General features: G+C 53.9%; 11 protein-coding genes. 6 read left to right on the forward strand and 5 right to left on the reverse strand.

The window, feature by feature from the left end:
* Positions 1–223: 223 nt before the first annotated feature.
* Both Pla22_RS02335 and folP read left to right on the forward strand, forming a co-directional pair.
* Complete coding sequence (locus Pla22_RS02335) at positions 224–943, forward strand: hypothetical protein (RefSeq protein WP_146513164.1); 720 nt, start codon at positions 224–226, stop codon at positions 941–943.
* Positions 915–1,778 carry a dihydropteroate synthase gene (gene folP / locus Pla22_RS02340; protein ID WP_242631750.1) on the forward strand — a complete coding sequence of 288 codons (864 nt, stop codon included), beginning with the start codon at positions 915–917 and terminating at the stop codon, positions 1,776–1,778. The genes Pla22_RS02335 and folP overlap by 29 nt, the downstream gene beginning before the upstream one ends.
* A 26-nt stretch (positions 1,779–1,804) precedes the next feature.
* Here folP and Pla22_RS02345 read toward each other — a convergent pair whose 3' ends face one another.
* The gene (locus Pla22_RS02345; protein ID WP_146513165.1) at positions 1,805–1,984 is read right to left on the reverse strand and encodes a hypothetical protein; all 180 of its coding nucleotides are present in this window, start codon (positions 1,982–1,984) and stop codon (positions 1,805–1,807) included.
* 291 nt (positions 1,985–2,275) lie between these two features.
* Here Pla22_RS02345 and Pla22_RS02350 point away from each other — a divergent pair, with 291 nt between their 5' ends.
* Complete coding sequence (locus tag Pla22_RS02350; RefSeq protein WP_146513166.1) at positions 2,276–3,484, forward strand: glycosyltransferase family 4 protein; 1,209 nt, start codon at positions 2,276–2,278, stop codon at positions 3,482–3,484.
* Here the strand turns inward: Pla22_RS02350 and Pla22_RS02355 are convergent.
* Entirely contained in the window at positions 3,454–4,482 is a 1,029-nt protein-coding gene (locus Pla22_RS02355; RefSeq protein ID WP_146513167.1) for a chromosomal replication initiator protein DnaA, read from the reverse strand. The genes Pla22_RS02350 and Pla22_RS02355 overlap by 31 nt on opposite strands.
* A 264-nt stretch (positions 4,483–4,746) precedes the next feature.
* Here Pla22_RS02355 and acnA point away from each other — a divergent pair, with 264 nt between their 5' ends.
* Positions 4,747–7,458, forward strand: coding sequence for an aconitate hydratase AcnA (gene acnA / locus Pla22_RS02360; RefSeq protein WP_146513168.1), 2,712 nt, complete (start codon positions 4,747–4,749; stop codon positions 7,456–7,458).
* A gap of 16 nt (positions 7,459–7,474) precedes the next feature.
* On the opposite strand, the gene Pla22_RS02365 is transcribed toward acnA, so the two are convergent.
* The 3 genes from Pla22_RS02365 to nadC form a co-directional block, all read right to left on the reverse strand.
* The gene (locus tag Pla22_RS02365; protein WP_242631751.1) at positions 7,475–8,233 is read right to left on the reverse strand and encodes an exodeoxyribonuclease III; all 759 of its coding nucleotides are present in this window, start codon (positions 8,231–8,233) and stop codon (positions 7,475–7,477) included.
* A gap of 81 nt (positions 8,234–8,314) precedes the next feature.
* On the reverse strand, positions 8,315–9,700 hold the full coding sequence (locus Pla22_RS02370; RefSeq protein ID WP_146515183.1) for an undecaprenyl-phosphate glucose phosphotransferase: 1,386 nt from the start codon (positions 9,698–9,700) through the stop codon (positions 8,315–8,317).
* Between the two features lie 139 nt (positions 9,701–9,839).
* The gene (gene nadC, locus Pla22_RS02375) at positions 9,840–10,772 is read right to left on the reverse strand and encodes a carboxylating nicotinate-nucleotide diphosphorylase (RefSeq protein WP_146513170.1); all 933 of its coding nucleotides are present in this window, start codon (positions 10,770–10,772) and stop codon (positions 9,840–9,842) included.
* A gap of 121 nt (positions 10,773–10,893) precedes the next feature.
* Between nadC and Pla22_RS02380 the strand changes: the two genes are divergently transcribed.
* A complete protein-coding gene (locus tag Pla22_RS02380) occupies positions 10,894–11,286 on the forward strand; it encodes a ComEA family DNA-binding protein (RefSeq protein WP_146513171.1) in 393 nt (130 codons plus the stop codon).
* A gap of 157 nt (positions 11,287–11,443) precedes the next feature.
* Positions 11,444–13,555 (forward strand): excinuclease ABC subunit UvrB, encoded by a 2,112-nt coding sequence (gene uvrB, locus Pla22_RS02385; protein ID WP_146513172.1) that lies wholly within the window; start codon positions 11,444–11,446, stop codon positions 13,553–13,555.
* The last annotated feature ends 634 nt before the right edge of the window (positions 13,556–14,189 follow it).

The raw sequence follows: 14,189 nt of genomic DNA on the forward strand, positions 1-14,189 counted from the left end.
ACTGAATGTTTAGGACGTATGTGCACAACGTCCCAAAACTGCACACTTCTGCGGTTTAAGATCATTCACAAGCAATGCTTGTTTCTAACACGAAGACACCTTTATTAATCGAGTTAGTAACCTTCGCGTTGTGGTATATTATTTGCCACAGATAGCCACCATCAATCACGAGCTTCCGTTTTCGTGATCTAGGTTCACTAGCAGAGGTGTTAAGGCTTGAACTATGAATGTCGCTCGATTTCTTCATCACCAACGATTACCGTTCTGGCTTCTAGTATCGCTTGGGTTCTATTGCATCAACACAACGACACCCAGTCGAGCAGCCATTGTCACCTTTGACCTCGGTGGTACAGCAGGCTCAGCGGGATCATCATTTACATCGGGATCTTCCACCGTTACGAAAGATGCAATTTCACTCAGCGTTCAGACGGACCCAGCCGACAGCTACTTTGCTTTCTCTATCTATGGTGGAGTGAATTCGCCAACGGAAACAGGACTAGCGAGAGCAAGAATTGACTCGACTGAAAATGTCACGTTTACTGTCGTTTCCTCTACTCCTACGTTCGAACTAGTATCCATTGACATGGATGCAGTTACAGGGACCGTCGAAGGAGAACGAGAGGTAGCTTTGATTTCTATTAATGAAGCGTCCCCTATCGAGGTCGGTCTCGGAACTCCGAATTTTAGTGTCGCGACCGAACGTTGGACTCCAAATTTGACGCTCGCGAGTGGATCCACTGTTGGGTTTACTACCAATGGCGAATTCAGTCTGCAATACATGACCCTTCGCACGATCGCCGTTCCAGAGCCCGCCTCGCTGACCGCGGCGACGATGGCGTTGCCTCTATTGCTGGTAGCGTGGTACCGACGACACACTACAGAGCCTAGTCCTATTAACACATCCGAAGACACCGATGCCAACCGCTCCTCGCTGGACGCTTAAAACTCGATCGCTTGAGTTTGCTCGTGCTCCCTTGGTCATGGGAATATTGAATGTCACTCCTGATAGTTTTTCCGATGGTGGGAAGCACCTTGCTTTGGCGACGGCAGTGGAGTCGGCGTTACAGATGCAAGCCGATGGAGCAGCGATCATTGATATTGGTGGCGAAAGCACGCGCCCCTATAGCGATCCGGTTGGCGTTGAAGAAGAACTGTCGCGAGTCATTCCGGTCATTGAACAACTCAAAGGCCGGCTGAAAATTCCCATCAGCATAGATACCAGCAAAGCCGAAGTTGCACGACAGGCGTTGGCTGAAGGTGCCGAGATCATCAACGATGTCACCGGACTTGAAGGCGACCCGGCTATGATCAAGGTCGCCAGCCAAAGCAAAGCCGGAGTCTGCGTGATGCACATGCAAGGCACACCGCAAACGATGCAGGACCGGCCTTCCTATGATGATGTGGCCAAGGATGTCTACCGGTATCTCAAGCAACGCAAAGAGTATTGTCTCGATGCTGGCATTGATGAGAATCGCATTTGCCTGGATCCAGGCATTGGATTCGGAAAAACGCATGAGCAGAACCTAGAACTGCTTCGGCACATGCCGGATTTCTTAGACCTGGGTTCTCCCATCTTGATCGGACATTCACGAAAGGGCTTCATCGCCAAAGTAATCGGCGACTCGACCCAGGACCGCATGGCGGGAACCCTGGGCGTAACCCTGGCTGCGGCAGTAGCCGGAATGCACGTTGTCCGAGTTCACGATGTACTTGAAAGCGTGCAAGCAATCAAGCTCTTTGAGACCGCTGGCGGCTTCACGTTCGCAACGCAAACATGAATAGCGACTCGCCTCGTTTCGTCGTCCTACTTGGACGTACGAATGCGACCTTGCGACTGATCTAGCGATCGCTCACCTTCGACAGACCGTTCGTCGGAATCAGATTTCGACGTGTGACGCGAGTCAGATTGCGGACCGACAATGAAGTTGTCGAACACAATCGTCTCGCGAAGGCCGTGAACAGACTCAATGGTAATGTTGTGCATCGTTTCATTTTCCATGCTAAGAATACAGTCTCAGGATCAGACTGATTCTTGCCAAGTGATAATCACGTTCGAAGGAAAGTCGCTCTCATAAAAACAGAGAAGCCATGACCTACGGACACCATGACGTAAGCATCGGTTACGGTTGGAATCGACGCGACGACAATCTAGAAAACGTGGCATTGAAGCCGCCGCCTTGGCATCCTTCGTTCGGATTATCTTGACTTTATGGGATGAAAGCCAGATCGAAACTAGACACTCAAAGCGAAAGCAACCACCCTACAGACAACCCTAATGGCCGCCGATCTAACATCGGACCAAATGCGTATCGATCGTAACGATTATCCGCCAAACTCTCACTCAACAATCCACTCGATGCGAATTGACTTTGTCATAACCGAATTGAACGTGGGTGGCGCTGAAAGATGCCTAACCGAAGTTGCGATTGCGATGTCAGTCGCTGGCAATCGTGTGCGAGTATTTTCGATTGGCCCCCTGCCCGTTGGCAATCAATCGCAGTTGCTCGAACGGCTGCAAGAAAACGGGATCGAAGTTCAATCGGGAAACGCGAGCTCTTCGCGGCAAATGTGGTCGGCATCTCGCAGGCTGGCAAACTTTTTTGAAGAGTCAGTTCCTGATGTTTGCCAGACTTTTCTGTTTCACGCAAACGTCTTGGGCAGTTGGGTCGCCCGTCGCTGCGGCGTCCCCACAATCATCGGGGGCGTGCGAGTCGCCGAGGCAAATTGTCTACGGTGCTACGTCGAAGCCAAAGCGATGCGTCACATGAAGCAAGTCGTCTGCGTCAGCCAAGCCGTCGCGGATTTTTCGCACGTTTACCTCGGGTGCACCGATGAGCAAACACGAGTGATTCCCAACGGTGTCGACGTTCAGCGATTCGCAAGTGGCGACGTCTTTGACGTCACAAGTCTGGATTGGCCTGCAAACGCGCAGCTCATTTTGTTCGTGGGACGCATGCATCCGCAGAAAGGCATCGACTTGCTTCAGCGACAATTCGAAACTTTCATTTCGACGAATCATCGCGAGAGCGATCAATGCGACCGACGTCTGCTGATGATTGGAAGCGGACCGCTTGCCGACGAAGTGGATGCTTGGTGTCATCGCATCGGTCAAAACCTAGCAAAGCGATTGCCATGGCAATCGGACATCGCGCCCATGATGCGTCGATGCCAGTTGCTGTTGCTTCCCAGTCGATACGAGGGCATGCCCAACGTGGTTATGGAAGCCATGGCGGCCGCTCGACCGGTCGTTTGTTCGCAGGTCGAAGGGATTGCGGAACTGCTTTCCAACGACCCACGCCAAACATTTCCTATCGGCGACGAAAATCAGATGGCATTGCTCGTCAACGAAATCCTCAGCAACCCAACGCTCGCCCAATCACTGGGCGAATCAAATCAAGCTACGGTACAAAGCAAGTTTTCGATTGACGCGATGGCTGATGCTTTTCAGTCGCTTTATCGTGAATTTGAACGACGCGACGAGTAGCCGTTAGCAGTCAACGGAGCCGACTGGCTTGGCGATGGATTTGCGCTGCGGCGGCTCGACTGGCGATAGCTCTTGGACAACTCCTGTTGGCGATCATCCGTCGACGGACTCGGTACGGGGCGACTGGATTGGTAGTTGCTTGGACGAACGGCTTGATAGCGACGAACGTGAACCTCATCGTCCGAAAAAGGATTTGACAACGCATCGAACAGCGATTCACCTTCGTCGCTCGTCTCCGGGGCAGCGTCACGTCGCGGCTGCGGCGTATCGCTCATTGGTTCGGGTACTGGGGAAGCAACTCCGGATCCAATGCTCGATCGGCTCTCTGGTTGGTCCGTTAGCGCAGGCCACTGGTGAGAGCGCGACTGCGTCGCCGGCGTGGGGTCAACGATCGGTTGACGACTGGCTTGGGGCCGACCTAGGTGCTGACCTTGCGAAGGTGTGGGAACCAATCGAGCTTTGGACATCGGGCTTGATTGCCACTGCCTTGGTCCTTTGGGTTGAACCTCGATCGAGCCCGTCGACGGAACTTCCGCCGGGGGCAGCGGAGGTGACATCGGTGCAGCATGCGAATGGCCGTGATGAATCGGCGATGGTGCCGGCGTTGGCGATGCGTAGATCGTGCCACTTTGCGGCATCGGCATCATGACTTCGCCCATCATCATCGCGTCGCAATACGATTCGTCGCATCCCTTGTGGCGTTTATCGAGACCGAAAAGTTTCTCGATTCCTCCGGCCACCGCATCAAGCGAACGGTAGATCGGGTTGTGCTTGCTGGGAGTTCCGCAGCCACCGTCGCAAGTGGAAATTTCGCTGCCGCACGTGGGCATCTCCATTTCGCAACCGCACGCTGGCGTCTCGATCTCGCAGCCGCAACCACTGCTGATCGCTTCGCAGCCACACTCGACTTCGCATCCACAGTCAGCCGCGAGCAATGAGCTCGGATTTGCAAGGGCGAAGGATCCGGCAATGGCGGCGAGCAGAAGTTGGCGTTTCACGCGTTGTGTGTTCCACATACAGATGGCCATGATAAGGTCAGCTTGAGACGGTAAGGTAATCCTGATGGGAGTATCGACGTCTCAGAACCGCTGCGACCAAGAGAATCAGAACCACCGTCAAAGTTACCCCAAGTTGACACCTGGGGCCGGTCGGAATGCAGACAAATCGGAGGACGATTGCTAAACTGACCGCCGGATTGCTGGGCTTCCTGCCATTCCTTCCACTCCTTGCCCCCGCCGCCTCTAAACCTGTGAGATTGCATAGTGACCTTCGACCCCTTTGGCGTAAGAGACTCGTTTGAAACCGGAAACGGTGCCGCAACGATCTATCGACTTAGCAAACTGGAAGATGCGGGACTGGGTGAAGTCAGCAAGTTGCCGTTTTCGATACGAGTCTTGCTTGAGGCCGTGCTTCGCAACTGCGACGATTTTTCCGTTCGCCAAGACGACGTTAAAAACTTGGCAGCATGGAATGCAAAGGACGTTGCCAAAGACGAAGTACCGTTCAAGCCCTACCGCGTTGTGCTTCAAGACTTCACCGGCGTTCCCGCCGTCGTGGATCTCGCTGCAATGCGTAGTGCGATGCAGCGAATCGGCGGTGATCCCGAGAAAATCAATCCGTTGATCCCCGTTGATCTCGTGATTGACCACAGCGTGCAAGTGGATTTCTTTGGAACCGAAGCATCTCTTTCGAAGAATGTCGAAGTTGAATTTCAACGCAATCGCGAGCGTTATGAGTTCCTGCGTTGGGGACAGCAAGCCTTTGATAACTTCAGCGTCGTCCCACCCAACGTGGGAATCGTTCACCAAGTCAATCTTGAATACCTCGCTCGCGTTGTCGCGATCAAAGACACACCAGACGGCCCGGTCGCGCTACCCGACACACTGGTGGGCACCGACTCACACACGACCATGATCAACGGACTCGGTGTGTTGGGCTGGGGCGTTGGGGGAATCGAAGCTGAAGCCAACATGCTCGGCCAACCTTTGTACATGTTGATGCCAGAAGTCGTGGGCTTTGAGCTTACGGGCGTACTGCCATCGGGCGCGACCGCGACTGACATGGTCCTTCGAGTCGTTGAAATTTTGCGAGAAGAAGGCGTTGTTGGAAAATTTGTCGAGTTCTTCGGTACCGGCATGAACAAGATGAGCGTTGCCGACCGTGCAACGATCGCCAACATGGCACCCGAGTACGGGGCAACCATGGGATTCTTTCCCGTCGATGGCGTGACGTTGGATTACCTACGTCAAACCGGACGCTCAGAGAAACAAGTTCAACTCGTCGAGCGTTATTCAAAGGAACAAGGCTTGTTCCGCACCGACGATGGGCCAAAGCTCAACTACACCAAGACTCTTTCACTTGACCTGGGCACGGTCGAACCATCGCTCGCGGGACCCAAGCGACCGCAAGACCGCATTCCGCTAACCCAAATGAAGCGATCGTTCAACGAATCGCTCACCGCACCTGTGGGCAAGTCGGGCTTCGGGCTCGACAAGAGCGATTTGGGCAAAGTGGCCGAAGTTAAAACCGAAAGCAAGACCAGCGAAATTTCGCATGGGGCGGTCGTGATCGCAGCGATCACATCCTGCACCAACACCAGCAACCCATCGGTCATGATCGGCGCTGGCCTGCTTGCTAAGAAAGCGGTTGAGAAAGGACTGACTGTCCCCACGCACGTTAAGACTTCGCTCGCACCGGGTTCTCGAGTCGTGACCGACTACTTGGATCGCGCCGGCTTGACGGACAGCCTCAACCAACTTGGTTTTAACACCGTTGGTTATGGCTGCACGACATGCATCGGTAACTCAGGCCCTCTGCCAGCCGAAGTTGCCGTCGCAATCAAGAGTGGCGATTTGGTGGCGTCGGCTGTCCTGAGCGGGAACCGCAACTTCGAAGGACGGGTCAATCCGTTGACCAAGGCAAACTACTTGGCCAGCCCACCGTTGGTCGTCGCCTATGCTCTTGCGGGCACGACGGACTTGGATCTGCACACCGAACCGCTTGGTCAAGACCAAAACGGTAACGATGTTTACTTGAAAGACATCTGGCCGACTCCCGAAGAGATCCGCGAAACGATCGCGACCTCGATCAAACCTGAAATGTTTGTCGACCAGTACGCCGCCGGTGTTTCCGGGAATGAACTTTGGAATGCAATCGAGGTTGCGGGCGGGGCAATTTATCCGTGGAACGACGAGAGCACCTACATTCAACACCCGCCGTTCCTGGATTGCGTGTCCGGACAAGACGTGCCCGACATTGCTCCGATCAAAGGTGCAAAAGTCCTCGCACTTCTGGGTGACTCGGTGACGACAGACCACATTTCGCCTGCCGGTGCGATCGCCTCGGACGGCCCCGCAGGAAAGTACCTGCAACAAAACGGTGTCGACATCCGAGATTTCAACAGCTTTGGATCTCGTCGCGGCAATGACCGAGTGATGGTCCGCGGCACGTTCGCCAACATTCGCATTCGCAACCAAATGGCACCGGGCACCGAAGGTGGCGTGACTCGCTACCTACCGACGGGTGAAGTCATGAGCATCTACGATGCATCCATGAAATACCAAGCCGATAATATTCCTCTGGTCGTTTTGGCTGGGGCCGAATACGGCACCGGATCGAGTCGCGACTGGGCCGCGAAGGGTACGCTGCTATTGGGAGTGAAGGCCGTGATCGCGTCGAGCTACGAACGCATCCACCGCAGTAACCTTGTTGGCATGGGCGTTTTGCCACTTGAATTTGCCGATGGAGCGACTTGGCAATCACTCGGCCTGACCGGCGACGAACAAATCGACATTGTTGATCTATCCAATGACCTGCAACCTCGGTCAACGATCACCGTCAAAGCTACATCGCCTGATGGATCCGAAAAATCGTTCCCCTGTGTCGTGCGAATTGATACACCAGTGGAGATGCAGTACTACCAAAATGGTGGCATTCTGCAGACGGTATTACGATCCTTGTCCAAACCTTCGTAGTTCGGTTCAAGGACGTTCAGGGTCGACCGACAAATAATTCCACGGGGCAGTGATCTGAACCGTGGACGTCGCATCGTATCTTTGCAGATGTCACCTGCGACATGAATCTTTTGGCGACCCAAAAGTAGTCCAAACGCCAACCAATATTCCTGGCTCTGGCGTCGCTGCGATAGGTCCACCACGTGTAGTGGCCTGGGCCGTCTTCAAAGTGGCGAAATGAATCCACGAATCCGGCGTTTACAACGGCATCGAGTCCGGACCGTTCCTCGATCGTAAAGCCAGCGTTCTTCTTGTTGGACTTGGGATTCGCTAGATCAATTTCCTGATGCGAACAATTCAAGTCGCCACAAAAAATCACTGGCTTACGACGGTTGAGCTTTAGCAAGTGATCAAGGAATACTTGATCCCAAACCTGGCGGTATTCCAGGCGCGTCAAACCTCGCTGTGAATTTGGCGTGTAGACATTCACTAAGTGAAAGTCATCAAAGGTGACGGTGATCACGCGGCCTTCGGAATCGTGGTCGTCGATCCCCAATCCCAATTGATGTTTCGTAGGTTTTGCCAAAGACCATACGGACGTGCCGCTGTAGCCTTTCTTTTGGGCACTGTTCCAAACTTGGTGGTAGCCAAGTTCATCTGCCCATGACAAATCCACTTGGTCCCGTTCCGCTTTGACTTCTTGCAAACACAGCACATCGGGCCGATCGGATTCCACGTAGTCGCGAAACCCCTTGTCCATCGCAGCACGGATTCCGTTGACATTCCATGAAGTCAACCGAAGGCTGCTTGATCTCGATTTCAAATCCGTTTTCTGCTTGGCAGCCACCCGTCTTGTTCCATGATTCGTGTGTTTGAACTAGTAAGCTTGATCTCGCTTTAGAACCACAAACACAGTCCGAACCAAGATCTTTAAATCCAACCAAATTGACCACCCGCGGATATAGCGGTGATCCCACTCGACGCGATTCTGCATTTTGTCGAGAGTTTCGGTTTCTCCTCGGCAACCATTCACTTGAGCGAGCCCAGTGATTCCTGGCTTTACCTTGTGCCTGAGCATATAGCCTCGAATCAAACTTCGGTACTGCTCGTTGTGAGCTGACGCGTGAGGTCGAGGCCCCACCAGCGACATGGACCCTTCGATCACGTTAAACAACTGCGGCAATTCATCCAAGCTGGTCCGTCGCAGAATGCCTCCTACACGAGTGATACGGGGATCATCTTTCGTGGCTTGCTTGACGACGGGACCATTGTCACAAGTTCGCATGCTGCGGAATTTCCACACCAAGATCTCGCGTCCATCGAGACCATAGCGACGTTGGCGAAAGAAGACGGGACCGGGCGACGACATCTTGACGGCCATCGCGATGATTAACATCGGTATCGCTGCCGCGATCAGACCAATCATGGCGAGCGTGACGTCGGCAACGCGTTTGACCATTCCGTCAACGCCAAAGAGCGGATTCTCGAACACGCTGACGGCCGGCAAGCCTCCCATGCTGGTCCACTGCGAATTCAAGAGTTCAAAGACAAAGAAGTCGGGAACGATGTAAACCGAAACGGTGGAATCAGAAAGTTGATCAAGCAAGAATTTGATCCGATCTTCCGCTCGCATTGGCAACGTGATCAGAATCGTGTCCACTTGACCATTGCGTGCTAGATCAACCAAATCGGTCAAGTTCCCCGCCATTTCCATTCCCGCACTTGCGGCGGACGTTTCGCGAATGATTGAGCGATCGTCGTAGTATCCGACGACTTGCAGCCCGAGCGAAGGGTCTTGCTCGATGTTGGCTGCGGTTTGGCGGCCGAGTTCGTTTTGTCCGGCGATCGCTACTCGACGCACTCCAATTCCTCGTCGCATCATGCCGCCTTGCACAATCCGCAAGCACATGCGTCCGAGCCCAATCAAAGCCGGTGCCAGAACCACCCAAGCTAACATCACGCTTCTCGCGAAATGCTCGCCATAGCGAGTTGCAAAGGCAAGCAGTGCCAACGCCAACACGGTCATGGACCACGTCGCCGCAAGCGTCGTCAATTCTCGGTCGGGCGTGCCCACATCGGGACGACGGTGCATCCCGGTCAATTGAGAGAACAGCAAGAACAAGACGACTGCAATCAATCCCATCGCCACCGACATCTCATCGACGTTTCCGCGGGCGAGCCACCGGACTATCGCGAGCGATGCCATCACGCTTGCGGCATCTAAGGCTGGTTGGGCAACATCGGCCCAGCGTCGCTGGGTCATGATCGAAGTTTGAGAATGCATGGTCTGGCTATGAACGATTAAGCGGGGACTTTATCGCATCAGACGTTGGGGTCGGAACAAGATGATAAGGTGAAAACAGACCGTGTCCCCATCGCCGTCTTGATGCTACTGACCAACCCTAGCTTGCCTTTGCGTCAAACCAGTCAAAACCAAGGTCCAAAGATGTAGCTTGATGCGTAAGTGCGCCACTACTGATGCGGTCCACACCAGTTTTCGCAATTTCGCCGATCGTAGCGATTGTGACGTTACCGGAGGCTTCGAGTTCAACCGGTGATTTAGCCGCGTCACGTATGGCTACGGCGCGAGCCAATCCGTCGAGTGAAAAATTGTCCAACAAGATGATGTCGGGCCCAGCGGGCAACACGTCGCGAAATTGGTCGATCGAATCGACTTCGATCTCGACAATCTCGGGTGCAACCAACCGTTCTACCTTCCCACCCCGCCACGCCAAGGCCGCCTTTGCTGCCGTCGAAGCTGCGATCGGACCGTCCGCATTACCGGCCAAAGCCAAGTGATTGTCCTTGATCAAGAAACCATCATGCAGCCCGCTTCGGTGATTGTGCCCACCTCCACAACGCACGGCATACTTCTCGATCAGCCGCCACCCGGGAGTCGTTTTCCGAGTGTCGTACAAGCGAGACTTCGATCCTTTGATCGCGTCGACGTACCGCTGCGTCAGCGTCGCGATGCCGCACAATCGGCAAAGAATGTTTAAAATCGTTCGCTCGGCGGTCAACAAATCACGAACGTTTCCCGTGATGCTAGCAATCGCTTGACCAGGTGTGAGTACATCGCCATCACGAATGTGCGAAACGACTTCCAAATCAGCATCGAATTCATCAACGATGATGGAAACGAGATCGTTCCCCGCGCAAACCCCTGATTTTCGCGGAACAATTTGACAACCACCACGACGATCGGCATCGATCAAGCACACCGTGGTCCAGTCAACTTGATCACGTAAATCTTCGTTGATCGACAAACGAACGATCGCTCGCAGGTCATCTTCCAACTGGGGATTGATTTCCACGGGTGCGTAATCTTTGGTCATCTGAGAGCGGGCTCCATTGGACAACGGGCAACAATAAGCTGATAATCTAGCGGCATGCGATCGGGAGCTCGTGAGAGTCCTCGTCAGGCAACAATTCACACCGGAAAGGTTGACGACCAGCATGACGGAGCGAACATCGAGCGTCGAGCCTCCTTTAGTCCGCCACAACGTCCGCGTGGCAATGAGCAGCCTTGCGATGGTCGCAGTGCTGGGCTGCTTGGCAGTATTGCCGTCGAAGCCGAGCGAACCCCAGCGTCGTAAATCGACGGTCGCCACTCTGGAGATCGATGTCAACTTGGCTTCCGAGATCGAGCTATCTCTGGCTCCGGGCGTAGGCCCCGTCCTGGCTAAACGAATCGTTGCCAATCGGGAACGCGAAGGAGCCTTTCCGACGTTGCAATCGCTTTGCCGTGTCCACGGTGTCGGCCCGAAAACGCTTGACCAGATTGCAACTATCTGTGTCGTCGATCCGCCTCAAGAACCAATGCCCGACCACATTGCCGATCGTCGCTAGCGGTTCACGGATGGAACGCGTTTAGCTTACTTTCGGCAAAATGCCGCTGTATTGCAGCGATGTCGTCCCATGTCCTTACTAGGGATTCGTTGAACTAGCCAGCAACGCTAGGATTGAAGGACCGAGGTTCCCTTCCTTTGCCCGATTCAATCTGTTCATGACTGACCCATTACCATTGGCTGACTTCGACCTCCATTGCCCGTTTCAACCCGGCGGAGACCAACCTGCCGCGATTGAGGCGTTGACGCGAGGTTTCAAATCGGGACGCGAAAGTCAGGTTTTGTTGGGGGCGACGGGTACCGGCAAGACGTTTACGATGGCGAACGTGATCGCCAATCTGCGTCGGCCCGCATTGGTCCTTAGCCATAACAAGACATTGGCCGCTCAACTCTATGGTGAGTTCAAAGAGTTCTTTCCCAACAATGCCGTCCACTATTTTGTTAGCTACTACGACTACTACCAACCCGAAGCCTACATTCCACAGCGCGATGTCTACATCGAGAAAGACTCGTCGATCAATGAGGAAATTGATCGGCTTCGCTTGGCCACCACAAGCTCGCTCGTAAGTCGTCGCGACGTCGTCATCATCGCCTCGGTCAGTAGTATCTACGGACTAGGATCGCCGAAGGATTACAAAGAGCAAACGGTGGCTCTTCATCGCGGAGAGCAAACGCGGCGCGATCATTTGCTTTTGAAGCTGGTCGACATTCTTTACGAACGCAACGATATCAACTTCGAGCGAGGTAAATTCCGCGTCCGGGGAGACTCGATTGAACTATGGCCTAGCTACGAAGAATTTGCCTATCGGATTGAAATGTGGGGCGACGAGATCGAGCAAATTTCGTTGATTAAACCTGTATCAGGCGAAACGATCAAAACCACCGATCACCTTTATATCTATCCGGCTCGCCACTTTGTGATGCCAGAGAATCGAATCCAAGCGGCGATACGAGTCATCAAAGAAGAGCTCCATCAACAACTCGAAATCTTTCAGTCCCAGGGCAAACTGCTCGAAGCACAACGACTCTCCGCTCGCACTCGATTCGACCTCGAGATGATGGCCGAGGTAGGCCATTGTCCTGGCATCGAAAACTACAGCCGACCTTTGTCCGGAAAACCTCCGGGTTCGTCCCCCGACACCCTTTACGAATTCTTCCCGAAGGACTTCGTCACTTTCGTCGACGAAAGCCACGTCACCGTGCCGCAAGTTCGAGCGATGTATGCTGGCGACCGCAGTCGTAAAGAGACTCTTGTCTCGCATGGTTTCCGCTTACCAAGCGCGCTTGATAATCGGCCTTTGAAGTTTGAAGAATGGGAAAAGCGAACAGGGCAAATTTGCTTCGTCAGCGCTACGCCGAGCGACTACGAACTGGAACGAACCAGTGGCGAGGTCGTTGAACAGATCATTCGACCGACCGGCTTGCTGGATCCTGAAGTCGACGTGGTTTCGGCACGTGGCCAGGTGAATCATTTGCTTCAAGAGATTCGTATCCGTGCCGAAAAGAACGAACGGGTATTGGTAACGGCGCTAACCAAACGTTTGGCGGAAGATTTATCGACGTTCTTCCAAGAGCAAAACGTGCGATGTCGATGGTTACACAGCGAGCTCAACGCCTTCGAACGCGTGGAATTGCTGCAGGAACTTCGCGCCGGGACGTTCGATTGTCTTGTGGGAGTGAACCTGCTGAGAGAAGGCCTCGACTTGCCCGAAGTTTCGCTCGTTGCGATCCTGGATGCTGACAAGGAGGGTTTTCTGCGTAGTGAAACCAGTCTGATTCAAACCATCGGCCGGGCGGCTCGAAATGCCAATTCCAAGGTCATTCTGTATGCCGACAAGGTCACTCATTCGATGAAGATGGCGATCGATGAAACAGAACGCCGAAGGGCAATTCAACAGCGATACAACGAAGAACATGGAATCACACCGGAGACGATCATCAAATCGATTCGATCTGGCATCGAAGCCGACGCTTCAAAGCATCGCACGGCAGCCGCGGCGGCCAAGGGCGAGGCCGACGGAACCTATATCACCATCGAATATGTCGATGCTCTTGAGCGAGAAATGCTGTCCGCAGCCGAGGCGTTGGAGTTTGAACGAGCTGCATCCCTTCGCGATCGCGTGCTGCAACTCCGCGACAACATCGGCAAGCCGCTGGCCGAAGTGGAAATGACCGCTCCGAAAAGTTCTGGGCAACCGGGACGTCAAAAGCGGGGACGCAAGGGAGTGAAGTCCGGTCGATCAAAAGTACCCAGACCCAAGTCGGGATAGTCGCCATGCACTCCGTGCTCGTAACGTCGTTCGGAATTTTCGTTGCGAGCAGCGCTCGCAGACCAATAGGCTTTCAGTCCAGCGTAGACTGAAGCGACTTGCCGAGAGTCCGGGCATACTGGAGCGACGTATCAGGGGAAGGTCACAACTAAAAATGTCCTACGCGAAGCGTTGTTACTGTCGAAACATTGAAGTTGAAACTCCGAGTAACATCAATGCCACCGTACGCTCAAACTTCAGTCATTCAACCGCCTGCCAGACGCATAATGCAGCATGTTTTCCTCACTTTAGGGGATTCCTTGTTCTTTGAACAAGTAAACTGAATTGGCACCTCCGAATAGAACTCTCCGCGATCCACCACGCCTGCGCTATGAAGCCGAAGAACCGCACATTGCGGCGACCATTTTCGTTCGAGCCCCTCGAATCCCGTCATTTGTTGGCAGGTGCAGATTTTGAAGTCGCCTCGATGCTTGCCGATGCCCATGGGTTCTCGAACCCGGCTGGGGAGTTCGCTGATCTCGGCGCGAGACAAGTTTTCGCTCATGTAGATCTGCGGTTTGGCGAAGAACTTTGGGCGAGTGCGAGCGAGTCTGGCCCGGCGACGATGATCACTGACTTGTTGCCTGGCCCCGAT

Origin of the sequence: Rubripirellula amarantea, assembly GCF_007859865.1 — a bacterium.
GTDB classification, from domain to species: Bacteria; Planctomycetota; Planctomycetia; order Pirellulales; family Pirellulaceae; genus Rubripirellula; species Rubripirellula amarantea.

Excerpts from the sequence above, each read along its gene's own strand:
- Pla22_RS02350 (WP_146513166.1), top strand. The coding sequence starts at position 2,276 with ATGGCCGCCGATCTAACATCGGACCAAATGCGTATCGATCGTAACGAT.
- Pla22_RS02335 (WP_146513164.1), top strand. The coding sequence starts at position 224 with ATGAATGTCGCTCGATTTCTTCATCACCAACGATTACCGTTCTGGCTT.
- folP (WP_242631750.1), top strand. The coding sequence starts at position 915 with ATGCCAACCGCTCCTCGCTGGACGCTTAAAACTCGATCGCTTGAGTTT.
- Pla22_RS02345 (WP_146513165.1), bottom strand. The coding sequence starts at position 1,984 with ATGCACAACATTACCATTGAGTCTGTTCACGGCCTTCGCGAGACGATT.
- Pla22_RS02380 (WP_146513171.1), top strand. The coding sequence starts at position 10,894 with ATGACGGAGCGAACATCGAGCGTCGAGCCTCCTTTAGTCCGCCACAAC.
- Pla22_RS02370 (WP_146515183.1), bottom strand. The coding sequence starts at position 9,700 with ATGACCCAGCGACGCTGGGCCGATGTTGCCCAACCAGCCTTAGATGCC.
- nadC (WP_146513170.1), bottom strand. The coding sequence starts at position 10,772 with ATGACCAAAGATTACGCACCCGTGGAAATCAATCCCCAGTTGGAAGAT.
- uvrB (WP_146513172.1), top strand. The coding sequence starts at position 11,444 with ATGACTGACCCATTACCATTGGCTGACTTCGACCTCCATTGCCCGTTT.